Here is a 234-nt window from a genome sequence, read left to right on the forward strand (position 1 = left end):
GTATAATCCCGCCGCCCAGCGGCGCAAATGCAAACCCCAAATCATAAAATGAAGCTGCGCCAAAGTACGCTCCACGTAAATGTTTAGGGGCTAGCCTGTCAATGTGCACGTTCATCGTTGGGAATAAAATGGTTTCTGCTAGGCTCATAACAACAACAGCGCCAATCCAGCCCCAAAACAAATCAATGGGGTTATACGCTAACCAAACTTGTGAACAAACCAACAGCATCAATC

1 pseudogene is annotated in these 234 nt (G+C 46.6%); it reads right to left on the reverse strand.

Annotated features, from left to right (window positions below):
- Positions 1 to 234 (reverse strand): annotated as a pseudogene (locus tag AAEY88_RS15565) (hypothetical protein); the annotation flags it as partial.

This window comes from Psychrobacter sp. CAL346-MNA-CIBAN-0220 (assembly GCF_040309805.1).
Classification (GTDB): Bacteria; Pseudomonadota; Gammaproteobacteria; order Pseudomonadales; family Moraxellaceae; genus Psychrobacter.